This window comes from Micromonospora sp. I033 (genome assembly GCF_053890995.1).
Genome location: NZ_JBSSLX010000027.1, coordinates 17,395 through 39,169, shown reverse-complemented (window position 1 = coordinate 39,169; position 21,775 = coordinate 17,395). Strand labels below are relative to the sequence as shown.

At 75.0% G+C, this 21,775-nt stretch carries 17 protein-coding genes; 8 read left to right on the top strand and 9 right to left on the bottom strand.

Annotated elements, in window-relative coordinates:
• Positions 1-151 precede the first annotated feature (151 nt).
• Entirely contained in the window at positions 152-1,861 is a 1,710-nt protein-coding gene (locus tag ACW0Q9_RS07575; RefSeq protein WP_456179246.1) for a hypothetical protein, read from the top strand.
• Between the two features lie 517 nt (positions 1,862-2,378).
• On the opposite strand, the gene ACW0Q9_RS07570 is transcribed toward ACW0Q9_RS07575, so the two are convergent.
• Complete coding sequence (locus ACW0Q9_RS07570; protein ID WP_456179244.1) at positions 2,379-3,419, bottom strand: App1 family protein; 1,041 nt, start codon at positions 3,417-3,419, stop codon at positions 2,379-2,381.
• A 118-nt stretch (positions 3,420-3,537) separates the two neighbouring features.
• On the opposite strand from ACW0Q9_RS07570, the gene ACW0Q9_RS07565 reads away from it, so the two are divergent.
• From ACW0Q9_RS07565 to ACW0Q9_RS07550, 4 genes are all read left to right on the top strand, one after another.
• A complete protein-coding gene (locus tag ACW0Q9_RS07565; protein WP_456179242.1) occupies positions 3,538-5,148 on the top strand; it encodes a hypothetical protein in 1,611 nt (536 codons plus the stop codon).
• A gap of 16 nt (positions 5,149-5,164) precedes the next feature.
• On the top strand, positions 5,165-5,968 hold the full coding sequence (gene yaaA / locus ACW0Q9_RS07560; RefSeq protein WP_456179240.1) for a peroxide stress protein YaaA: 804 nt from the start codon (positions 5,165-5,167) through the stop codon (positions 5,966-5,968).
• Positions 5,969-6,076: 108 nt separating this feature from the next.
• Positions 6,077-6,745 carry a hypothetical protein gene (locus ACW0Q9_RS07555; protein WP_456179238.1) on the top strand — a complete coding sequence of 223 codons (669 nt, stop codon included), beginning with the start codon at positions 6,077-6,079 and terminating at the stop codon, positions 6,743-6,745.
• A 111-nt stretch (positions 6,746-6,856) separates the two neighbouring features.
• A complete protein-coding gene (locus ACW0Q9_RS07550; RefSeq protein WP_456179236.1) occupies positions 6,857-7,807 on the top strand; it encodes a TAXI family TRAP transporter solute-binding subunit in 951 nt (316 codons plus the stop codon).
• Positions 7,808-7,814: 7 nt separating this feature from the next.
• Here ACW0Q9_RS07550 and ACW0Q9_RS07545 read toward each other — a convergent pair whose 3' ends face one another.
• The 3 genes from ACW0Q9_RS07545 to ACW0Q9_RS07535 form a co-directional block, all read right to left on the bottom strand.
• Positions 7,815-9,266, bottom strand: coding sequence for an ATP-binding protein (locus tag ACW0Q9_RS07545; protein WP_456179234.1), 1,452 nt, complete (start codon positions 9,264-9,266; stop codon positions 7,815-7,817).
• Between the two features lie 10 nt (positions 9,267-9,276).
• A complete protein-coding gene (locus ACW0Q9_RS07540; protein WP_456179232.1) occupies positions 9,277-9,945 on the bottom strand; it encodes a response regulator transcription factor in 669 nt (222 codons plus the stop codon).
• 66 nt (positions 9,946-10,011) lie between these two features.
• A complete protein-coding gene (locus tag ACW0Q9_RS07535; RefSeq protein WP_456179231.1) occupies positions 10,012-10,323 on the bottom strand; it encodes a hypothetical protein in 312 nt (103 codons plus the stop codon).
• A gap of 111 nt (positions 10,324-10,434) precedes the next feature.
• Here ACW0Q9_RS07535 and ACW0Q9_RS07530 point away from each other — a divergent pair, with 111 nt between their 5' ends.
• Together ACW0Q9_RS07530 and ACW0Q9_RS07525 are read left to right on the top strand one after the other, a co-directional pair.
• The gene (locus ACW0Q9_RS07530; protein WP_456179229.1) at positions 10,435-10,773 is read left to right on the top strand and encodes a DUF952 domain-containing protein; all 339 of its coding nucleotides are present in this window, start codon (positions 10,435-10,437) and stop codon (positions 10,771-10,773) included.
• 151 nt (positions 10,774-10,924) lie between these two features.
• Positions 10,925-11,467, top strand: coding sequence for an acyltransferase (locus tag ACW0Q9_RS07525; RefSeq protein ID WP_456179228.1), 543 nt, complete (start codon positions 10,925-10,927; stop codon positions 11,465-11,467).
• A 59-nt stretch (positions 11,468-11,526) separates the two neighbouring features.
• On the opposite strand, the gene ACW0Q9_RS07520 is transcribed toward ACW0Q9_RS07525, so the two are convergent.
• The 4 genes from ACW0Q9_RS07520 to ACW0Q9_RS07505 form a co-directional block, all read right to left on the bottom strand.
• A complete protein-coding gene (locus ACW0Q9_RS07520) occupies positions 11,527-13,275 on the bottom strand; it encodes a CDP-glycerol glycerophosphotransferase family protein (protein ID WP_456179226.1) in 1,749 nt (582 codons plus the stop codon).
• A gap of 206 nt (positions 13,276-13,481) precedes the next feature.
• Positions 13,482-14,765 (bottom strand): nucleotide sugar dehydrogenase, encoded by a 1,284-nt coding sequence (locus tag ACW0Q9_RS07515; RefSeq protein WP_456179225.1) that lies wholly within the window; start codon positions 14,763-14,765, stop codon positions 13,482-13,484.
• Between the two features lie 4 nt (positions 14,766-14,769).
• The gene (locus tag ACW0Q9_RS07510; RefSeq protein WP_456179224.1) at positions 14,770-16,341 is read right to left on the bottom strand and encodes a glycosyltransferase family 2 protein; all 1,572 of its coding nucleotides are present in this window, start codon (positions 16,339-16,341) and stop codon (positions 14,770-14,772) included.
• Positions 16,338-17,900 carry a glycosyltransferase family 4 protein gene (locus ACW0Q9_RS07505; protein WP_456179255.1) on the bottom strand — a complete coding sequence of 521 codons (1,563 nt, stop codon included), beginning with the start codon at positions 17,898-17,900 and terminating at the stop codon, positions 16,338-16,340. The genes ACW0Q9_RS07510 and ACW0Q9_RS07505 overlap by 4 nt, the downstream gene beginning before the upstream one ends.
• 294 nt (positions 17,901-18,194) lie before the next feature.
• Between ACW0Q9_RS07505 and ACW0Q9_RS07500 the strand changes: the two genes are divergently transcribed.
• Positions 18,195-19,385: a hypothetical protein gene (locus tag ACW0Q9_RS07500; protein WP_456179223.1), complete on the top strand. Its 1,191-nt coding sequence runs from the start codon at positions 18,195-18,197 to the stop codon at positions 19,383-19,385.
• A gap of 29 nt (positions 19,386-19,414) precedes the next feature.
• On the opposite strand, the gene ACW0Q9_RS07495 is transcribed toward ACW0Q9_RS07500, so the two are convergent.
• Entirely contained in the window at positions 19,415-21,292 is a 1,878-nt protein-coding gene (locus ACW0Q9_RS07495; RefSeq protein WP_456179221.1) for a hypothetical protein, read from the bottom strand.
• Positions 21,293-21,775: the final 483 nt, after the last annotated feature.

Genomic DNA, 21,775 nt, shown 5'->3' with positions numbered 1-21,775 from the left:
ACATGCGCGGAGAGTAGCGCCAACGCCCGAGATCCCTACGCTGCGTGGAGATGTCGCGCGGAGCCGCGACCGACCTGAACGGACGCGTGTCACCCTCCGTACCGCTGGACGGATGCCGGACACCCGTGACGGACGAGGCGGAGGAGCTTCGATGGCGTGGAGCAGAGGCACAACCAGGCGACGCGGGACGGCGGGCCCGTCCCGGAACCGCAAGATCGCGGGCGGGGTGGCGCTGGCGATGACCGCCGGGACGGCCTTCGCGGTCGCGACCGGGGTCGGTCAGGCCGCCGAGAACTGCCAGGGCCTGGACAACGCGCTGCGCAACAACCTGACCTTCATCGCGGCCCAGCGCCGCGACCCGGACGCCAACTCGGCGGCCCGGATCGCCAACCGGCAGGCCGTGGTCGACCTCATCCAGCAGCGCCGGGCCGCCGCCGGCTGCACCGGCACGGTCGACGTGGCCGGGGCGGCCTGCCCCAGCGTGCCGTGGGAGCAGGCGACGGCCACCCAGCTCAACCGGGCCTGGGCGGTGACCGAGCAGATGAGGGGCGAGCGCTCCGGCCAGCTCGTCGACCCGCGGGTGACCGAGGCGCGCGTGAAACAGCTCGCCGGCCTCGTCGGCGGGGTACGCGGCATCGTGCAGGGCGCCCAGGATTCAGCGGCGGGGGCTGGCGGGGCTGCGGCCGGCGGAGCCGGGGCACCCGGAGCGGCGGCCGAAGGGGCCGGGGCACCTGGGGAAGCGGGCGGCGCGGCCGGCAACGCCGGCGGGCCGGGCAAGGCTTCTGGAGCCGACAGGACAGGTGGAGCCGGCAACGCCGGTGGGGCAGGTGAAGCCGGCAACGCCGGTGGGGCCGACAAGGCTGGCGGACCCGGCAACGCCGGTGGAGCAGACAAGGCTGGCGGAGGCGGCGCGGCGGGTGGCGCGGACCGGGCCGCCGCCATCATCAACGCGATCGGTGGACTGCTGGAGCAGATCGCCGCCATCGTGCAGGCGGCCCAGCAGGCCGACGACGACCAGCAGGCGGGCGACGGCCAGGACGACCAGCAGGCGGGCGAGGCGCCGGGCGGCGAGCAGGGTGCCGGCGAGCAGGAAGGCGCGGGCCAGCAGAACGGCGACGCCGGGGCGGCAGCCGATCAGCAGGGCGCGGCCGGGCAGGACGGGCAGGCGGCCGACGGGCAACAGGACGACGACCAGGCCGCGGACGGAAGTCAGGCGGCCGACGCTGACCAGGCGGCCGACGGTGACCAGGGGGCCGACGGGCAACAGGACGGCGGCGAGGCCGCGGACGGTGATCAGGCGGCGGACGGGCAGCAGGGTGCAGCCGCCGGGAAGCAGGTCGCCCAGCGGCTTCAGCAGATCCGGGCGCGCATCCAGCAGCTCCGGGCGATCGTCCAGCAGCTCCGCGCCGCCCGCCAGGCCGCCCGCGACCAGCGCGGCCAGGGCCAGGACATTGGCCAGGGCATGGGCCAGGGCCAGGGCCAGGGAATGGGCCAGGGCCAGGGCCAGGGAATGGGTCAGGGCCAGGGCAAGGGCGTCGGCCAGGGCAGGGACGAGGCCCCCGGCCAGGACAAGGGCATGAACCAGGCCGGCCAGGGCGCGGCCGGTGAAGGCATGGACCAGGCCGGCCAGGGGCAGGTCTACATGGTGGCCGACCCGAGCGTGCCGGGTTGCGCCCCGGCCGACCCGGGCCAGGGAGCCGACAGCGGCACGGGCAACGACCCCGGCCAGCAGGACGGCGCGGCGGACGGCAAGGGCAGCGGCCCTGCGGGTTCAGCCGAATCCGGCCCCGCCACGGAAGACCCGGACGACGGCATGACCGACCCCGACGCCGGCGCGGCCATGACCGGGGCAAACAGATGACCGACCCAGACATCGACGCTGACCCGGGGCGGGACCGGCGCCACGGATGACCCGACGGGGACTTCGGCGCCCACGCGGGCGTGACCGGAGCGAAGCATGACGCCCCCCGGACAGCGACGTCCACGCCGACGCGGGCATCGCTGTCCGGGGATCCGGGACGACACCGACTCGGGCATGCGCGGCCTCCGGCGTTCCACCCCGCCCCGGATCCACTCCGCGGCCACCGCCAAGGGGCGCTACCCGGACGCTCCCGAACGCCGATCCCCCGGATCTTGGACACTTACCGTCCGCACCGAACAGCAACTGTCCAAGATCTTTCCACAGCGCACCCGGAAGCATGACGAACCCGACCTGGACCCGACACGACGCGGACGCCGTCGGCGACGGTCTCCAGGGTGGGCCCGTAGCGGCTGACCCCACCCCGTCGATCATGAGGTTGACGGCACCCAAGGAGATCCACTTCGCCGTCAACCTCATGATCGACGCGGCGGGGAGGCGGGGAGGCGGGCGCGAAGGCTCAGACCAGGCCGGCTTCGCGGAGGAGTTTCCAGAGGCCGGCGCCGTCCGGGGCGGCCAGCCACTTCTGGCCCACCGGGCCGGCGGACGGGCGGCCCTGCGGGGCGGGCAGGCTGCCGGCGAGCACCGACTGGGTGGGCGAGAGGCGGCGGATCGCCACCCCGGCCACGTTGTCCGGGTGGGCGGCCGCGAACTCGCGGTAGATCTCCTGGTCGTGCTGCCCGTCGTCGCCGATCAGCAGCCAGCGGACGTCGGGGAACTCCCGGGCCAGCCGGGCCAGGGTGGCCCGCTTGTGCTCCCGGCCGCTGCGGAACCAGCGGTCGGCGGTCGGCCCCCAGTCGGTGAGCAGCAGCGGCCCGGCCGGGTAGAGGTGCCGGGAGAGGAACCGGGTAAGCGTCGGCGCGACGTTCCAGGCGCCGGTGGAGAGGTAGAAGACCGGGGCGCCGGGGTGGGCGGTGACCAGGCGCTCGTACAGCACCGCCATGCCGGGGACGGCGGCCCGGGCGTGCTCGTCGAGGACGAAGGTGTTCCAGGCGGCGAGCAGCGGCCGGGGCAGCGCGGTCACCATGACCGTGTCGTCGATGTCGGAGAGGATGCCGAACCGGACCTCCGGGTCGAGGATGCGGACCAGCGCCTCCACCGGCTCGGCGTCGGCCACGCTCAGGCGTACGCAGCCCCAGCCCGGGGTGAAGTCGGCCTTGATGACGGTGTCCACGAAGCCGCTGCGGTCCGCGGTCGTCTCCTGGCGTACGCCGCCGGCCTCGATGGTGACCGTGGCGTACTTGGCGGGCAGGGTGGTGAAGCTCCGCCAGCCCCGGACCTTCTCCAGCCGGCCGCGCTGGCGGGTGTCGGGGCGGCCGAGCAGCACCCGGCAGAGCACCCGCGCCCAGCCGGGGGCGCCGTACCCGGCGTACGCGATGATGTTGACCTGCCACCCGGTGCGCCGCAGCCGGCGCTCCACCAGGTTGTGGAGGGCGTCCTCGATGCGCGCGGCCCGGTGCAGCTGCGGCACGGCCAGTTGGTCGGGTGGTGTGGGTGGCACGCTGTCACCCTGCCACAACCCGCGCGGACCGGCCACGCGAGTGGTGTGCGCCGATCCACCCGCCGCCCGCCACGGGGCGTGACAGACTGCGGTCGAGGCGACGACGGGGGCGTTGGTCGTGTCGACACCAGAGCGGGACCCGGGACGGTGGCGTCCGGCGCTGGACCGGCCGGCGCTGGTCGCGCTGCTGCTCGGCGCGGCCGGGGTCGGCTACCGGCTGGTGCTGACGCTGCTCACCCTGCCCACCTCCAACAGCGACGAGGCGATGTTCGGCCTGGCCGCCCTGCACATCGCCACCGGCGACGAGCGGCCGGTCTTCCTCTACGGCCAGCGCTACATGGGCCTGCTGGAGTCCTACCTGGCGGCCCCGCTGGTCGGCTGGGGCGGGGCGAGCTGGCCACTGCTGCGGCTGCCGCTGGTGGCGCTCTACGCGGTCTTCCTGTGGCTGGCGTACCGGTTGACCCGCCGGCTCTTCTCCCCCTGGCTGGCCACCCTCGTGGTGGGCGTGCTGGCGCTCGGCTCCGAGCGGGTGGTCCGCGACCAGCTGACCGTGGTCGGCGGCCGGCCGGAGGTGAAACCGGCGGTGCTGGCGATGGTGCTGATCGCGGTCGCCCTGGGCGAGCGCCGGGTGCGGCACCGCTGGCTGGCCACCGGCCTGTTCGGGCTGCTGGCCGGGGTGGCGCTCTGGTCGGACTGGCTGATCGCGCCCTACCTGGCGGTCGCCGGGCTGGTGCTGCTCCTGGCCGCGCCCCGGGACCTGATCGGCTGGCCGGGGGTGCTGCTGGTGGCGGGCTTCCTGGTCGGGGTCGCCCCGATGGTGAAGGACAACCTCGTCGCCCCGGACGGCCAGGACTCGCTGTCGGTGTTCCGGGAGATCAGCACCAAGGACGGCGCGGCCCCGTCCTGGTGGGAGCGGGTGCACGGCGGGCTGCTGGAGGGGGTGCCGTTGGCCTCCGGCCTCTGCCCGATGGACGGCTGCGCCCGCTGGGCGCAGTGGTTCGGGGTGCTCTACCCGGTCCTGCTGGTGGCCGCCGCGGGGCTCGCGCTGGTCGCCTGGCGCCGGGCCCCGGATCCGCCCGCGCGGGTCCGGGCCGCGGCCGTCCTCGCCCTGGTCGTCGGGGCCGCGTTGACCCTTCTCGCGTACGTGCGCAGCCCGCTGGCCGCGACCGACCCGCTGGGGAACTCCCGCTACCTGTCGGTGCTCCAGATCTCGCTGCCGGCGGTGCTCTGGCCGCTCTGGCTGGCCGCCGCGCACGCGGTGCGGGCCACGGCGGGCGTGGCGGCCCGGCTGGGCGGCGCGCTCGCCGGGCTGGTGCTGGCCGCGCTGGCCGCCGCCGTGCTGGCCGGCACGGTGATGTTCGTGGCGACAACCCCGGCGCTGCGCGCCGAGGAGCGGCGGGCCCGGGAGCTGGCCGACGCGGTGCGCCGGGTGGGCCTGCACGAGGTGTACACGGACTACTGGACCTGCAACCGGCTGATCTTCAACACCGGCGAGGCGGTGGTCTGTGGGGTGCTCGACGGGAACCTGACCCCCGGGCAGAACCGCTACCCGGCGTACTGGAAGCGGGTGGGGCGGGCGGCCCGGCCCGGGTACGTGGTGGCCGCCGGCTCGTCGGCGGAGCGCGGGCTGCGCCGGCTGCTCGGTGACCGGGCCGACGCGGCCGTGGTCGCCGAGGCCGGCGGCTATCGCGTGTACCACCCGGAGAGCGCCGTGCGGCCGTGGCGCTGAGCCCGGCCCGTACGCTGTGCCGGTGCTCATCCTGCTGCCCCCGTCCGAGGGGAAGGCCGAGGCCGGCACGGGCCGGCGGCTGGACCTCGCGAAGCTCTCCCTGCCCGAGTTGAACCCGGCCCGGGAGGAGGTGCTGGCCGCCCTGGTCGACCTCTGCGCCGGCCCGGACGAGGCGGCGGCCCGCGACGCGCTCGGCCTGAGCGAGGGGCAGCGTGGCGAGCTGCGACGCAACGCGCGGCTGCGGGCGGCGGCCACCGCGCCGGCCGGGCGGATCTACACCGGGGTGCTCTACGAGGCGCTCGACCTGGCCACGCTGCCGCCGGCGGCGGAGCGGCTGGCCCGCCGCTCGGTGCTGATCAGCTCGGGCCTCTGGGGCGCGGTACGCCTCACCGACCGGATCCCGCCATACCGCTGCCCGGTGGGGGCGCGCCTGCCGGGGATCGGTGCACTGTCCGCGTACTGGCGCACCGCGCTGGCGGAGGCCATGGCGACGGCCGCCGGGAACGGTCCGGTGCTCGACCTGCGCTCCGGCGCGTACGCGGCCACCTGGGCGCCGCGCGGGGCGGTCGCCGAACGCACCGTCACCGTGCGGGTGCTGCACGAGCGTGAGGTGGGCGGGGTGCCGACCCGGTCGGTGGTGAGCCACTTCAACAAGGCCACCAAGGGGCGGCTGGTCCGCGACCTGCTCACCGCCGGGGCCCGGCCCCGGACCGCGGACGCGCTGATCGGGGCGCTGCGCGAGCTGAAGTACGCCGTCGAGGAGCAGCCGCGGGCGGCCGGCCGGCCCCGCCTGGTGGACGTGGTCGTCACCGAGCTCTGAGGGCGGGTTGCCGCAAATTTTGCTCAAGGCTCGGGCGCAGCGGTTTCGCGGCGCGGACGGCGCGGGTCACGGTTAGGGAACCCCGCCACCGACCAAGGAGCTGTTCCGATGGCCCCCGAGTCCGCAACCCTGCTCGACCGGCCCCGCCAGTCGTCGCCGCCCCCGCCGCTGGACTGGCTCACCCTGGCCGACGCGTTCGAGGTCGCCTGCCTGGTGCGTTGCACCCCGCCCCCGGCCGCCGACGCCCGCCGCACGGATGTCGGGCGGTACCGGGGCGGGATCGCCGAGTTCAACCGCGAGGACGCGGCGCACCGGATGCGGCAGCTGCTGCTCCGGCTGGACGTGCCGGTGGAGCACGAGCTGACCACGGGCGGCCTGCGCCGCCGGTACGAGCTGCACCGGCTGTCGGTGCCCCGGGAGCACCGGCCGGCGTACGCGACCCTGCTGGAGGCGGGTTGGCGGCAGGGCCGCCGGGAGCTGCTGGGCGGCCCCTTCCCCGGCGCCTCCACGGCCCGCCGGGTGTGGCGTCCCCGGCTGGCCGCCGCGGCGTGGCGGGCGGCGCTGCTGGCCGGCGGGCGGCACGTGCGCCGGCACAGCCTCGGCATCCGGCTGGCCGACCGGGACCTGGCCGCGGTGCTGGTCCGGAGCGCGGCGCTGCTGGAGGTCCCGGCGGCGCTCCGGCCCGGCGCGGGCTGCTTCCTGGTGAGCGTGGCCAACGGCGCACACCGGGTGCGGATCACCGAGAGCGCCGCGCTCGCCCCGGCGGCGGCCTGCTGACCGAACTTCCCGGCGCGTCCCAGCCCGATCCGCGGTCACCGCACGGCCGCCGGAGCGGCGCCGGGCGGCCGGGCTTGCGCGGCGGGTGCTCCACGGCGCAGAGTGCAGCCCGTGAGCCGACACTGGTCTGTGCGCGGCCGGCGCCGGACCGCCGCACCGCTCGCGCTGTTGCTGCTGCTCGTGGCCGGTCTGGCCGGCTGTCGGGACGAGCCCGCCGAGCCGGTGCGGATCCGGATCGCCACGGGTAGCCCCACCGCGGTCTACCACGCCTTCGGCCAGTCGCTGGCCGCCCTGCTCAACCGCGAGCTGCCCGGCGTGCAGGCCAGCGTGGTGGTCACCGCGGCGTCCGCGCAGAATGTCCGGCTGGTCGGCTCCGGCGAGGCGGAGCTGGGCTTCACCCAGGCCGACGTCCTGCCGCCGCGCGCCCCGGAGCACCCCACGGTGCTCGCCGTGGCCCGGGTCTACGACGACCTGCTGCACCTGGTCACCACCGCCGGCGGCCCGGTGCGCACCCTGGCCGACCTGCGCGGGCGGCGGGTGTCGGTGGGCGCCGACGGCTCCGGCACCGAGGTCACCGCCTCCCGGCTGCTGGACGTGGCCCAGTTGGGCGACGCGGTCCACCGGGAGCAGCTCGGCCTGGACGACTCGGTGGCGGCGCTGCGCGCCGGGCGGATCGACGCCTTCTTCTTCTCCGGCGGCCTGCCGGTCCGCGGCGTCGCGGAGCTGGCCGGGAACACCTCCGTGCGGATGGTCGACCTGGGCGAGTGGACCGAGCCGCTGCGCCGCGGGTACGGGCAGGTCTACGTGACCCGGGACATTCCCCGCTCGGTCTACGGGGCGGACCCGGTCAGCACGGTGGCGAACCCGAACTACCTGATCGTCCGCGCCGACCTGCCGGCGGCGCTGGTGCGTGAGGTGACCCGGCTGCTGATGGAGCGCCGGGAGGAGCTGGCCGCCGCACACCCGGCCGCCGGCCGGATGAGTCCCCGGGCGGCGATCGTCACCACCCCGCTGCCGCTGCACCCGGGCGCGGCCGACTGGTACCGGGCCACCAAGCCCTGAGCCGGCGTCAGCGCCGCGCCGCCTCGGAGCCGGCCCGTTCGACCGGGCCGTCGTCGAACGCCGGAGCGGGTTCGTCCGCCTCGGCCACCTCGTCCGGGGCCGGGAACCACAGCTCGGCGATCAGCCCGCGGGGCTCGCCCTGGCGCATGGTCAGCCGGCCGTCGGAGGCGTCGACCAGCACGGCGACGATGGTCAGCCCGAGCCCGGCGCCGTCCACGTTCTGCACGTCGGGGGCCCGCCAGAACCGCTCGGTGGCCTGGTCGAGCTGGCTGGCCGTCATGCCGGGGCCGGTGTCCCGCACCTCCAGCGCGGTACCGCCGTCGGCCGGGCGTACGGTCACCGTCACCGCTCCCCCGGCGCCGCTGAACTTCACGGCGTTGTCGATAAGCGCGTCGAGCGCCTGGTCGATGGCGGTCGGCACGGTCCGAACGTACGCGGGCGCCCCGGTCGGGTCGAGGGTGAGGGTGACCGACCGGTGCCGGGCCAGCGGCAGCCAGGCCGAGACCCGGGAGGCGGCGATCTCGGCGGCGTCCACGGTGACCCGCTGGTTCTCCTCCCGCTCGGCCCGGGCCAGGGTGAGCAGCCCGTCGAGCACGGTGGCCAGCCGGTCGGTCTCCTCCAGCGCGAGCCGGTGCTCGGCCCGGCCGTCGGAGTCGGTCAGGCTCGGTCCCAGCTCCTCCACCCGCAGCCGCAGTGCGGTGAGCGGGTTGCGCAGCTGGTGGCTGGCGTGCGCGACGAACGCCCGCTGCCGGTCCATCACGTCGGAGACCGCGTCGGCCATGTCGTTGAAGCTGGTGGCCAGCCGGCGCAACTCGGGCGGGCCGAGCCGGGGGCGGACCCGGGCCCGCCGGTGCCCCTCGGCGATCTCGTGGGTGACCGCGTCCAGCTCGGTGACCGGGCGCAGCACCCAGCCGGCCAGCCCGAACGCGAGGGAGATGCAGGCCAGCACCGCGAGCAGGCCGATCCCGGCGAGCAGCAGCCACCAGGCGGTGACGGTGCGACGCACCTTGGCCGCCGGCGTCGTGGTGACCACCGCGCCGAGCACCTCGCCGCCGTCGTTGATCGGCACCGCCACCACCACCGGGCCGTCCACCCAGGGCCAGACCGACTCCGGCCCGCTGAACTGCTGCCCGGCCAGCGCGGTGTCCAGGGCCGGGTCGGTGCCCGCGCCGAACTCCCAGCGCGCTGACGCGGCCACGGTCCGGCGGTCCCGGTCCACCACGGCCGCGCCGACGCCGTAGAGGTCGTCGTAGGCGGCCAGTTCCCCGTCCAGCGGGCCCGGGGTGCCGCCGCGCAGCGCCGGGCCGGCCAGTGAGGCGAACCGGGTGGCGTCGGCGAGCCGGTCGGCGCGGACCCGGTCGGTCTCCCGGGTGGCCAGGGTGGCCGCCAGCGGTGTCTCCAGGGCGAGCAGGACCAGCGCCATCAACAGCAGGTAGCTGATCACCAGCCGGCGGCGCACGGCGGCCCCCTCACTCGCCGCGGAGCCGGTAGCCGACCCCGCGGACGGTCTCCACCAGCGTCGGGTCGCCGAGCTTGCCGCGCAGCGACCCGACGTGCACCTCCACGGTGTGCCGGTCGGCCCAGGTGGTGCCCCAGACGTCGAGCAGGATCCGGTCGCGCGGCACGGCGACCCCGGGTTGGCGGGCCAGGGAGAGCAGGATGTCGAACTCCTTGCGGGTGAGCGCCACCGGCCGGCCCGCCACGGTCACCGTCCGGCCGCCCACGTCGATGCGGACCACGCCCGCCTCGATCAGGTTGCGCTCCGGCACGGTGTGCGCGGCCCGGCGCAGCACCGCCTCGATCCGGGCCTGGAGCTCCACCATCGAGAACGGCTTGACCACGTAGTCGTCGGCGCCCAGTCGCAGCCCGAGCACCCGGTCCCGCTCCTCACCGCGGGCGGTCACCGCGATGATGCCGAGTTGGCTGCTGCGCCGGCGCAGCTCCCGGCAGAGGTCGGTGCCGTCACCGTCGGGCAGGGTCAGGTCGAGCAGCACCAGGTCGCAGGGGGCGGCCGAGAGCGCGGCCTCGACGGTGGCGGCGTGCTCCACCTCGTAACCGCGCCGGGTCAGCGCTGACGACAGGGCGGCGGCCACCCGACGATCGTCCTCGACCAGGAGGATCCGCACCCGTGCCTCCATCCGCTCGACGTGCTGCCCTGCGAATGGTGGCAGACGGACGAGCGGGACGGGAGGGCCGGTGCCCGGTCAGAGACCGAAGACCTCGTCGGCGGTGGCGTCGCGGACACCGTCGGTGAAGCCCCGGAAGCCCGGGTCGGCGTGGCTGGCCGGCACGCTCGTCAGGTTCTCGCCGGTGGCCTGGGTGACGGCGTCGACAAGCGGCGGGAAGTCGATCTCGGCGTCGCCGAAGGTGTCGTCGTCCGCCTCGGCCATGTTGATCACCTGCTGGACGTCGTCGGAGGGCGTGTCGGGGTCGTCCGCCCACTCCGTGCCCGCCTGGTAGCACTCGTCGTAGACCGCCCGCTCGCCGTCGGTCCACTCGTCGTCGTAGCTCTTCATCGCCCTCCCTCGGCGGCCGTCCGATCCGAGCATGCCGGCTCCCGCGCACGGACGCGGGCGTACCCGCGAACCGGCCCGCCGCGACCGGCGGCGGGGACCTAGGCTGCGGTGGTGATCTACAAGATTCTGACCAACGGCGAGTGGGAGCAGGCGCAGGCGGCCGGCCGGTTCACCGGCACCGCGATGGACCGCCAGGACGGCTACGTCCACCTCTCCGCGGCCGACCAGGTGGTGGAGACCGCCCGCCGGGTCTTCGCCGGGGTCACCGGTCTCACCGTGCTCGCGGTGGACGAGGCGCGGCTCGGCGACGCGCTGCGCTGGGAGGTGTCCCGGGGCGGCGCGCTCTTCCCGCACCTCTACGCGGCGCTGCCGGTCGACGCGGTGGTGGCCGCGCATCCGCTGCCCGCCGACCGACCCGCCGCCGACGCGGTGGCGGAGCTGGTGGCCTGACGGCTCGCTATGCTGCGTCGAGCCCGCGCGCCGGCTCCGGTAGCCCGGCGCGGCCGGGTGGTCCTGGCCCGGCCGGGCGCGCGGCGGTCAGCCGGCGCGACCGTCGGGCACCGACGGCGCGACGACGCGCCCTGCGACGATGCGAGTTGACATGACTGACACCAACGACCGGTCCGCCTCCGTCTTCGTCCACCCGACGGCCGACGTGGAGGCCGGCGCCAAGGTCGGCGACGGCACCAAGGTCTGGCACCTGGCCCACGTCCGGTCGAGCGCCCAGGTCGGCGCCGGCTGCGTGATCGGCCGCAACGTGTACGTCGACGCGAACGTGACCGTCGGCGACCGCGTGAAGATCCAGAACAACGTCTCGGTCTACCAGGGTGTGACCATCGAGGACGAGGTCTTCGTCGGCCCGTGCGCGGTGTTCACCAACGACTTCCGCCCGCGCGCGCAGAACCCGGACTGGACCATCACCCCGACCATGATCCGCCGGGGCGCCTCGATCGGCGCCAACGCCACCCTGGTCTGCGGGATCGAGGTCGGCGAGTACGCCATGATCGCCGCCGGCTCGGTGGTGACCAAGGACGTCAGGCCGTACCAGCTGGTGGCCGGTAACCCGGCCCGGCCGAAGGGCTGGGTGGACGAGAAGGGCGAGGTCGTCTCCCGGGACGTGGACAACCCGCCGTACCAGGGCTGAGCACGCGGCGGGGGCGACGACCGGACCGGTCGTCGCCCCCGCACGTTCGGTGTCGGCGGTCAGCCGCAGAGGCGGCCGACCTCGTCCCGGAACCGGTCCATCGGGTTCGACCCGGCCGGGCCGAGCAGGTACTCCTTCAGCTCCCGCCGCGCCTCGGTCATCGGGTCGTCGCCCGCCCGGGTGACGGCGAGGACCTTCGGCAGCTCACCGCAGTCCGCGGAGAGCAGGTACGCCGCCCGCGCCGTGGGGAAGGTCCGGCGGAACTCGTCCTCCGGCAGGCCGGCCGGGTTGGCCACCACGTACGGCCGCTCGCTCTGCACGAAGTCGGAGACCACGCTGGAGACGTCGCTGACCAGCAGGTCGGTGACGTTGAAGCAGTCGAACAGGGCCGGGGTCCGGCCGGTGACCACCAGGTGCGCGGTGCCGTCCAGCGAGGCCGGGTCGGTCTGGCCGCCGGCGGCACGGATCCGGGCGACGATCCGCTCGTGCACCGCCCGGGCCTTCTTCGAGCGGCTGCCGGTCAGCGGGTGCGGCTTGTAGATCAGCCGCAGGTTGCCGGCCGCGAGCAGCCCGGACACGATCCGCTCCCCCATCAGCACCAGCGAGGTGTGGTAGGGGTCGTCGTCCAGCCAGCCCTCCCAGGTGGGGGCGTAGAGGACGGTGAAGACGTGGTCGGCCGCGCCGGAGCCGAAGGTGTGCACCCCGGCGAGCTGCGGCCGGCCGATCTCCACGATGTCGCGGTCCAGCACGCCCACCCCGGCCCGGGCGTACCGCTCCCGGCCGGCGGGCCCGGCCACCCAGACCTCGTCGTAGACCTTGCTGTACGGGTTGACGCTGGCTTGCTTGTCGCTGTCGCCGTGGCCGACGAAGACGTGCTTCACGCCCGGCTCGCGCAGCATGTGGATGTTGGCGCCGACGTTGGCCGCGTACAGGGCGACCCGGACCGAGCTGAAGTCGAGGTTCATGAAGTCCACCCCGGCCGGTACGCAGATCACCGGCAGCCGGGTGTCGGCCAGTTCGTGGAACGCGTCCTCGGCGCGCAGCAGCACCACCGCGCGGCGGCCGGCCGCCTCGACCGGGGCGAGCCACATGTTGGCCTGGTAGACGTCCTTGGCCGGACCGGCGAAGTAGAGCGCCACCTCGGGCCGCTCGCGGGCCATCCAGTCGTGCACGGCGGGCAGGATCCCCGGGGTCTTCCCGCGCCCGCGCAGGAAGGTGAGCGCCAGCACCGCGGCGGTGACCAGCCCGGCGGCCAGGGTGACCAGCCCGGTGACCACCACCGGGGCGATCCGGTCGGCCACCGCGGCCACCACGGCGGCCGGCACCAGCAGCACGTTGAGCAGCGGCAGCCGCAGGCCGGCCAGGAACCGCGCCCAGGCCGGCGGGACCGGCACCCGGCGCAGCGTGCCGAGGTCGAGGTTGCGGGTGAACGCCGGGGTGGCGGCCCGCCCGTCGACCACCTTGGTGAGCGCGGTGGTGCCGACGGCGACGGTCCAGAGCGCGGCCGGCAGCAGCAGCACCGCGACGGTGCCGCCCACGCCGGGGCGGACCGTGCCGACCACCAGCAGCACCACGGACAGGTCGCGGACCAGCCGCCGGAAGACCAGCCCGAGGCCGGCCTTGCGGAGCAGCTCGCCGGTCTCGGTGTACCGGGTGGCGAGGCTCAGCTCACCGGCGATCACGACCAGGGCGGCGACCGCGTACGGGACCACCAGCCCGAGGGCCCCGGAGAGGACCATGACCCCGTAGCCGAGCAGCGTCAGGCCGACGACGACGAGACCCTGCTGGCTCCGTACTCTGCTGAACAACGACACGCTCCCTGTCTGCCCACCGGCGTCGATCTGGTCCGATACCGGGCAGCTGCGACCTTAAACGGGGCAAGTAACACAAGTATTGCCGGGGTGTCCGACGGGTGAACGGCTGACGACGGTCCTCACGGGCGGTGCCGGCCGGGCCGCGCGACGCAGCGGGCCCCGGCCGTCGGGACGGCCGGGGCCCACGGGCGACGGACGGGTCAGCCGCCGATGACCACCCGGCGGACGCCGGTCCAGCGCGCCGGGTCGGTGACCCGGCGGCCGTCGACCAGCACCGTCACGCCCGGCAGGTCGGCCGGGGTGAGGTTGCGGTACTCGGCGTGGTCGGCCTGGATGACCGCGGCGCCGACCGGCTCGCCCTCGTAGCCGGGGAGGCCGTGCGCGGCCAGCTCCTCGTTGGTGTACATCGGGTCGGCGACGTACGGGACGGCGCCCCGGGCCCGCAGCGCCTCGACGGTCGGGAAGACCCCGGAGAAGGCGGTCTCCTTGACGCCGCCCCGGTAGGCCGCGCCGAGCACCAGCACGCCCACCCCGGTCAGGTCCCCGTACGCGGCGGCGAGCAGGTCGACGGCGTACTCCGGCATGGCGGCGTTGGCCTCGCGGGCCGAGCGGACCACGGTGGCCGCCGGGTCGTTCCACAGGTACATCCGCGGGTAGATCGGGATGCAGTGGCCGCCGACGGCGATGCCCGGCGAGTGGATGTGGCTGTACGGCTGGGTGTTGCAGGCCTCGATGACCTTGGTGACGTCGACGCCCACGGTGTCGGCGAACCGGGCGAACTGGTTCGCCAGGCCGATGTTCACGTCCCGGTAGGTCGTCTCGGCGAGCTTGGCCAGCTCGGACGCCTCGGCCGAACCGAGGTCCCAGACGCCGTTCGGGCGGTCGAGGTCGGCCCGCTCGTCGAAGTCCAGCACCGCCTCGTAGAAGCGCACGCCGTGCTCGGCCGACGCCTCGTCGATGCCGCCGACCAGCTTCGGGTAGCGGCGCAGGTCGGCGAAGACCCGGCCGGTGAGCACCCGCTCCGGGCTGAACACCAGGTGGAAGTCCTGGCCGGCGGTGAGGCCGGAGCCCTCCTCCAGCATCGGGGCCCAGCGGTTGCGGGTGGTACCGACCGGCAGGGTGGTCTCGTAGCTGACCAGGGTGCCCGGCTTCAGCCCGCGGGCGATGGCCCGGGTGGCGTCGTCCATCCAGCCGAAGTCCGGCACGCCCTCGGCGTCCACGAAGAGTGGCACGACCACGACGACGGCCTCGGACTCGGCGACCGCGGCGGCGGTGTCGGTGGTGGCCGACAGCAGCCCGGCGGCGACCGCCTCCTTCAGCTTGACGTCCAGGTCGGCCTCGCCGGGGAACGGCACGGCACCGTCGTTGACCAGCTCGACAACCCGCTCGGAGACGTCGGCACCGATCACCCGGTGCCCCTTCGAGGCGAACTGCACGGCGAGCGGCAGACCGATCTTGCCGAGCGCGACGACGCAGATGTTCATGAAACTACTTTCCTCCAGTGGGCCAGATTCGGCGCAGGCGGGCAAGGAACCGACCGGGAGTCACCGGCGTGATCGCGACGATCACCTGGCCCTTGTGGTTGGTGGTGGGCGTGACGAGGTGGAACCGGACGCCGTGCCGGGCCAGCAGCCGAGGTGCCGCGACGCGCCGGTCCGTCCGCAGCGGCGCCGAGCCGGTGCCGCCCAGCGCGGTCACCTCGGCGCGCACCACCCGACGCTCCCCGTTCGCCGCGACGACCGCGAGCAGCCGGTCCACCGCGAAGTCCGTCCGTACGACGGTACCGGTGCCGTCGGGCGCGACCGACGTGACACCCGTCAACTCGCCGACGCTGACCCGGAGCGCGTCGGCGGCCAGCTCGGACAGCTCCGCCCAGCGGCTGCGCGCGGTGACCACCAGGGCCCGGGCGCCGGCGGCGTCCCGGCCCCAGGCCAGTTCGGTCGCGGTCAGCTTCGCCAGCACCTTGGCGGCCTGGTCGGTGACGTCGTACCAGTCGTCGGGGTAGCCGAACGCCGGGTCGCGGAAGCCGACGTGGTGGGCGTACCAGCGGTCGTCCTCGACGGTGACCTCGGGCAGCGCCCTGTCGGCCTGCTGCCCGATCAGCTCACCGAGCCGCGCCAGGTCGCCGTCGCGCGCGACGGCGAGGCGCAGCCGCAGGTCGGGCGCCATCCGGGCCAGGACGCCCTCGGTCAGGTACGCCTCGGCCAGCTTGCGGATCCGGTCGTGGACGTGCTGCTGGACGTCCGGGGAGAGATCCAGGAACTCCGACCGGAGCAGCTTCGCCACCTCCCAGCTGAAGTGGCGCACCAGCACGGCGTCCCGGCGCGGGCCCGGCTCGATCAGCCCGGCCACGAAGCCGACCAGCTCCTCGGCGCAGCGCAGCCGCTCCTCGAAGCGGCTGGCGTAGGTGATGTTCTGCGCGTTCGTCCGCTTGACCGCGTAGTAGTACTCGTAGTCGGCGAGGACGGAGATCTTCTTCGCCCGGAAGCAGGCCTCCAGCGTGAACGGCTGGTCGCTGCCCATCGGCATGTCGGTGCGGAACCGCAGGCCGTGCTGCTCGACCAGGTCCCGCCGGAACAGCTTGGTGTTCGACAGCGACCAGGGCAGCGCGCTGTCGAAGAGGTCGAGTCGTTCCTCGGTGCTCGCGTAGACCGCCTGGTGCACGTAGCGCTTGTTGGTGCCGACCATCCGGCCGAGCACCACGTCGGACTCCCACCGGTCGGCGGCGGCCACCAGCCGCTCCAGCGCCTCCGGGCCGAGGTGGTCGTCGGAGCCGATGAAGAAGACGTAGCGGCCGCGGGCGTGGTCCAGGGCGAGGTTGCTCGGTGCGGCCGGGCCGCCGGAGTTGGCCTGGTGCAGCACCCGGACCGTGTCCGGGTAGCGCGCGGCGTACCGGTCCAGCTCCGCGCCGCTGCCGTCGGTGGAGCCGTCGTCGACCGCGACGACCTCCAGCCGGTCGAGCCCGATGGTCTGCCCGACCAGCGAATCCAGACAGGCGGTCAGGTACGGCATGGTGTTGTAGACGGCGACGACCACCGTCACGTCCGGCCGCGCGCTCACGCGCCGACCCCCACCGACGCCGGAGCCGGGTCGCCGGCCGGCGCCGGGCGCGGCGGGGCGTCGGGCAGCAGCCGGGAGTAGACGCCGTCGAGCACCTGCGCCTGCGCCTCCCAGGTCCAGCCGGCCAGCAGACCGGGCCGGTCGTACGCGGCGCGGTAGCGCGCCGGGTCGGCGAGCACCGCGGTGACCGCCCGGACGAAGTCGGCCACGTCCTCGGCCGTGAACACCTCGCCCTGCCCGGTCTCGCGGACAGTCTCCGCCATCGTCTGCACGTCGGAGACGACCAGCGGGAGGCGGGCGTGTGAATACTCGAAGAACTTGGTGATCAGCGCGATCTCGTGGTTGGGCCAGTGCTGGATCGGGATGACGCCGACCTGCGCGCCGGAGAGGAACCGGACCACCTGGTGGTGCGGCACGTAGGGCAGCACGTGCACCCGGTCCGCCACGCCCAGCTCACCGGCCCGCGCGACCAGGCCCGTGACGTAGGCCGACGCCGGCTTGTTGACCACGAGGGCGACGTGCGCCCCGGGCAGCCGGGGCAGCGCCTCGACCATCACGCCGAGGCCCCGCTTGGCGGCGGCCACCCCGCTGTAGACCAGCAGCGGGGTGTCCGGCCCGATGCCGCAGAGCGCACGGATGTCCGGCACCGGCTCGCCGGCGTCGGCCGGCAGCTCGTCCACCGCGGGGGCGTTGAGCACCACCGCCGGGCGCTCCGCCAGCCCGTGCTCGCGTCGCAGCAGGTCGGCCAGGCCGCCGGAGACGGTCATCGCGGCGTCCGCGTACGGCACGTACTCCCGCTCGTGGGCCACGTTGCCGGGCAGCCAGCGGGCGTTGTCCCGCCACGGCTGCACGCCGGGCAGGTACTCGTGGGCGTCCCAGAGCAGCGCGATCCGGCGGCCCTTGGCGGCGGCCCGGATCTTGGCGCGGGCACCGACGCCGATCATCCGGAAGTCGTTGGCGTGGATCAGGTCCGGGGCCAGTTCGTCGACGACCGGGCCGTAGGCCAGCTCGTAGTCCCACAGCCCCGGCTCGAGGCGGCGCCAGGCGCCGTCGCCGCGCAGCCGCTGCCAGAACAGCGTGTACGCCCGGTCCCAGGGGCCGTGGAGCTTGCGGCGCTTCCGGGCCTGGTTGAGCTGCCGGTGGCGGAAACCCACCCACTTGCGGGTCAGGCCGGCGAGCTTCTCCTCGGCGCGCAGCGCCGCCCAGGGCAGGCCGCCCGGCCGGCCGGCGCCGGACTCCCGGGCCGCCGTGGTCAGCGCGGCCCGCCGAACCGCCAGGTCGGCCCGCCAGGCCTTCATCGCCTGGGTGCGGTGGGCGGCGACGCCGGACGGCGGGTAGGCGAGCGGCCGGCGCAGCCAGACGCGGCGGAACTCGTGCCGGCGCTTGGCGAGCGGCTCGGGCATCGGGATCAGGCGGACCTCGGCGTCGCCGAGTCGCCAGCGCTGCGGCTGCCCGACGGGCGCGCGCCCGAGGAGGACGACCTCCCAGCCGGCCTCGGCCGCCGAGCGGGCGGCCTTCTGCACCCGGGAGTCGCCGATGACCCCGTTGTCCACCAGCATGACGACCCGTCCCCGGGTGGCCACCGGGGCGGTCGTGCCGTCAGATCCCATTCCTGCCCGTTTCCGTTGTCGCCAGCACCGCACCCGCGGGACCCGAGCGAGTCTACGACAACGCGTCGGCCGGGAGGGTCCGCCGCCGTCGGCGCACCGCGCCCTGGCGGGCCGGTTGCTACCCTCCATCCAGTTCAACGACCGGTGGCCCCGTCCGTTCGCGGGCCGGGCCGGCGTCGAGCCCCCCGGCGAACCCCGGCGGACCGTCGGATCACCCCAGCTCAGCGCGGACAGGATCGCAACATGGACCTGGTGACGACCAAGGAACCGAGCCGGCCCACGCCGGCACCGTCCGCGGAGCCGGCGAGCCCGCCCCCGGGGCGCACGACCCTCGCCGGACGGCTCCGGGCGGCCGCCCGGCAGGCGCTGCCCGCGCTCGCGGCCTATGCCGTGATCCGCCTGATCGGTGTGCTGGCCGTCTACGTCTGGGCCCGCACCACGGGCGTCTCCCCGGGTCAGCGGCTCACCAGGTCGGACGCCACCTACTACCTCTCGATCGCCCAGCACGGCTACGACGGGTACGCCAGGACACAGAGCGACATGGCGTTCTTCCCGCTCTACCCCGGCCTGATCGGCGGCCTGGACCGGATCACCCCGCTCAGCCCGCGCGACGCGGCGCTGATCGTGGCCTGGCTGGCCGGCCTGGCGGCCGCCTGGGGGCTGTTCGCGATCGGGACGTACCTGCACGACCGGCGCACGGGAGTGCTGCTCGCCGCGCTCTGGGCCGCGCTACCGCACGGCATCGTGGAGTCGATGGCCTACAGCGAGACGCTGTTCACCGCCCTGGCCGCCTGGACGCTCTACGCGCTGCTGCGCCGCCGCTGGCTCGCCGCGGGCGTGCTCTGCCTCTTCGCCGGTCTGACCCGGCCGACCGCCTCGTCGCTGATCCCGGTGGTCGGGTTGGCCGCGCTGGTGGCGATCGTCCGGCGCCGGGACGGCTGGCGGCCCTGGGTCGCCATGCTGCTCGCCCCGGCCGGCTGGCTCGGCTACCTGGCCTGGGTGGGCACGCAGACCGGGCGGCCGGACGGCTGGTTCCACATCCAGTCCGCCGGTTGGGGCAGCAGCTTCGACTTCGGCGTCTACACCTTCCAGCGCGGGCGGGAGGTGCTGGCGCAGCCGGCCGCGCCACAGATGCTGGTGGTGAGCGTGGTGATGCTGCTCGCGGTGGTGTTCCTCGTGCTGAGCCTGCTCGACCGGCAGCCGTGGGAGCTGCTGCTGTACAGCGGGTTGCTGCTGGTCACCACGGTCGGCTCGGCGGGCTACTACCACTCCAAGGCGCGGTTCCTGCTGCCGGCGTTCGCGCTGCTGCTCCCGGCGGCCGTCGGTCTGGCCCGGGCCGGCCGGGCCCGGGCGGTCACCGTGCTGGTGGCGGTGACCGCCTTCTCCACGTACTTCGGCGGCTACCTGCTGCTGATCTGGACGAGGTCGCCGTGACCGTCAGCCGGTGACGGCGCGCCCGCCCGTCACCGCGTGTACGGCCGGACGTCCCAGAGCCAGACGTCGTCCACCCGCTGTCCCGGGCCGTACAACGCGTCCAGCACGATCTTCAGGTTGTCGTGGCCGCGGGCGCCCCGGTCGGGCAGCGCCACGGCATCGGCCTTCCAGTACCGGACGTCGGACCGTGCCTGGGCGATGTCGGCCGGGCCGACCGCGGTGTCCCGTTCACCCCGCGAGACGGCGGTGAGCAGCTTCGCGGTCGGCTGCGGCTCGACGCCCCAGCGGCCGGTGGCGTCGGTGGCGGAGACGGGGCCGAGGAAGTAGCCCTCCGGCACGGCGAAGCCGGCCAGCGCGGCCGAACTCCAGTAGAGCGAGGTCATCCCGCTGACCGGAACCGGCACCAGGGTGCGGCCGGGTGCCACGTGGTCGCGCCACGCGCCGCTGGTCACGAAATCGGGGACGGGCGTCCGGCCGCGGGCCTCCAGCGGGGTGGGCAGGATCGGCAGCAGGGCGGCGAGCGCCGCCACCGCGGCCAGCCGGGGAACCAGCCGGGCCTGGGCCGGCTCGCCCACGCGCAGCCGGGCGAGCCGGTCGCCGGAGACCGCGAACAGGACGCCGAGCGCCGCCGTCGTGATCAGCGCGAACCGGGAGACCACCACCGAGTCGAACACCGGCAGGTCGGTCACCAGCGCGAACGGCGCCGGCACGTCGGTGCGTCGGGTGCCCCAGGTCCAGGTGGTGCCGATCGAGAAGACCGCGGAGATCGCGATCACCACGGCGAGCACCCGGACGACGATCTCGCGGCGCAGCCACCAGCAGGCGGCCACCGCCAGCACCACCACCGACCAGCCGTAGAAGCTCGACTGCTCGGTGGTGTTCGGGCCCCAGCGCAGCGCGCTGGTGGGGCTGCCCGCCACCGACTCGGTGGCGTAGCGCACGAACGAGCCGACGGTCAGCGCGTAGACGTCGGGGTTGCCGGGGTGCCCGACCCGGTGCTGCGGCCCGGCGAACTGCATCCACAGCGGGTACGCGGCGGCGGCTCCCACCAGCACGCCGGTGATCGCGAGCCCGCCGAGCAGCGGCCGGGCCCGCCGCAGCGCCTCGCGGGGGCGGAAGATCAGGTATCCGATCACCATCATCAGGCAGCCGAGCGCCGCCAGGAAGAGGATCTCCAGGCTCACGAAGAACTGCGCCACCACGAGCCCGCCCAGCACCAGCCCGTCGCGGACCGGGCGGCCGTCACGGGCCAGCCGCACGACCCGCCACAGGATGAACGGCACCAGCCACTGGGCGGTGATGTGCGGGTGCCCGTTGCTGTGCGAGACGAGGGCCGGCGCGAAGGCGCAGAACAGGCCGCCGACGAAGGCCGCGGCCCGGGACGACACCAGGTGCCGGGAGAGCACGTGGTACCAGGCGTACGCGGTGCCGGCCAGGTTGAGCGTGATGAACAGCAGGTACGAGAAGGAGGCGCCGAACAACAGGGTGAACGGCGACAGGACCAGGCCGGGAAGCTGCATCCCCACGTTGGTCATCAGGTTGATGCCGGTCGGGGCGTTCTGCAGCGTGGTGAAGAACGGGTTCTCCAGGTGGCTGACCGCGTGCGCGGCGTAGGCCAGCATCCACTCGTTGAAGCCCTGGTCGTTCGGGCGGCTGCCGAGCAGCCGGCCGCCGTGGTCCAGCCAGCCGCGGGCGGTCACCCAGAGGGCGCCGGCGAGGTAGACGGCGGCGACCAGCAGGTCCGGGCGCAGCCGCCGCCACCGCGAGGGGCCGGCCGCGGCCGCGGCGGCGCCTTCCGCCGCGTCGACCGGCGGCTCGGACCGCTCGGGGACCCCGGCGGTGGCGCCGGCCACCGGGTCGCCGGCGGCGGACGTGCTGGTGCGGATGTCAGGCCCCGAGGCGGTCATGGCGCCGTAGTGTACGCAAGCGACCTCGCCCGCTCCGGCCAGCCTCACCCGGCCCCGGCGGGCGGCGACGGCGGCGCCCGGCCCGGGGGCCGGCCGTGAACGGCCGGAGAAGATCCACCCCCGGTGCGGCGAACGGTGGGCGACGACCCCACGCGCCCCGGCGGCGAGGGCCGGGGGACCAGGGAGCTTCGGTTAGGGTGGTGCGCTGTGTCCCGTCCCACGTCGCTCGTCGCCCTCCGGCCTGCCCGGGCGCCGATGACCGGAACCGCCCGGTGGCGTCGCGCACCATCGCGGCCCGGCGGCGGCCGCGTCCGTGCCCGGGCGCCGGTCGGGGCACTACTATTCCTAGTGCCGCCGCCCGTCACCCGGGCTCCCGCGGTCGGCAAGGACGTCCCCGCGGCGTCGGCGGGCCTGGTCGTCCGCCGTGGTCGTCCCCGTGCCCGCCCAGGGTCCGGCGCCGGAACAGCTGAACTGTCGCTCCGG

What these genes read in the sequence shown, in the direction of transcription:
- ACW0Q9_RS07555 (WP_456179238.1), top strand. Translation starts at nt 6,077, where the DNA reads ATGGCCCCCGAGTCCGCAACCCTGCTCGACCGGCCCCGCCAGTCGTCG.
- ACW0Q9_RS07540 (WP_456179232.1), bottom strand. Translation starts at nt 9,945, where the DNA reads ATGGAGGCACGGGTGCGGATCCTCCTGGTCGAGGACGATCGTCGGGTG.
- ACW0Q9_RS07495 (WP_456179221.1), bottom strand. Translation starts at nt 21,292, where the DNA reads ATGACCGCCTCGGGGCCTGACATCCGCACCAGCACGTCCGCCGCCGGC.
- ACW0Q9_RS07505 (WP_456179255.1), bottom strand. Translation starts at nt 17,900, where the DNA reads ATGCTGGTGGACAACGGGGTCATCGGCGACTCCCGGGTGCAGAAGGCC.
- ACW0Q9_RS07500 (WP_456179223.1), top strand. Translation starts at nt 18,195, where the DNA reads ATGGACCTGGTGACGACCAAGGAACCGAGCCGGCCCACGCCGGCACCG.
- ACW0Q9_RS07535 (WP_456179231.1), bottom strand. Translation starts at nt 10,323, where the DNA reads ATGAAGAGCTACGACGACGAGTGGACCGACGGCGAGCGGGCGGTCTAC.
- ACW0Q9_RS07575 (WP_456179246.1), top strand. Translation starts at nt 152, where the DNA reads ATGGCGTGGAGCAGAGGCACAACCAGGCGACGCGGGACGGCGGGCCCG.
- ACW0Q9_RS07525 (WP_456179228.1), top strand. Translation starts at nt 10,925, where the DNA reads ATGACTGACACCAACGACCGGTCCGCCTCCGTCTTCGTCCACCCGACG.
- ACW0Q9_RS07515 (WP_456179225.1), bottom strand. Translation starts at nt 14,765, where the DNA reads ATGAACATCTGCGTCGTCGCGCTCGGCAAGATCGGTCTGCCGCTCGCC.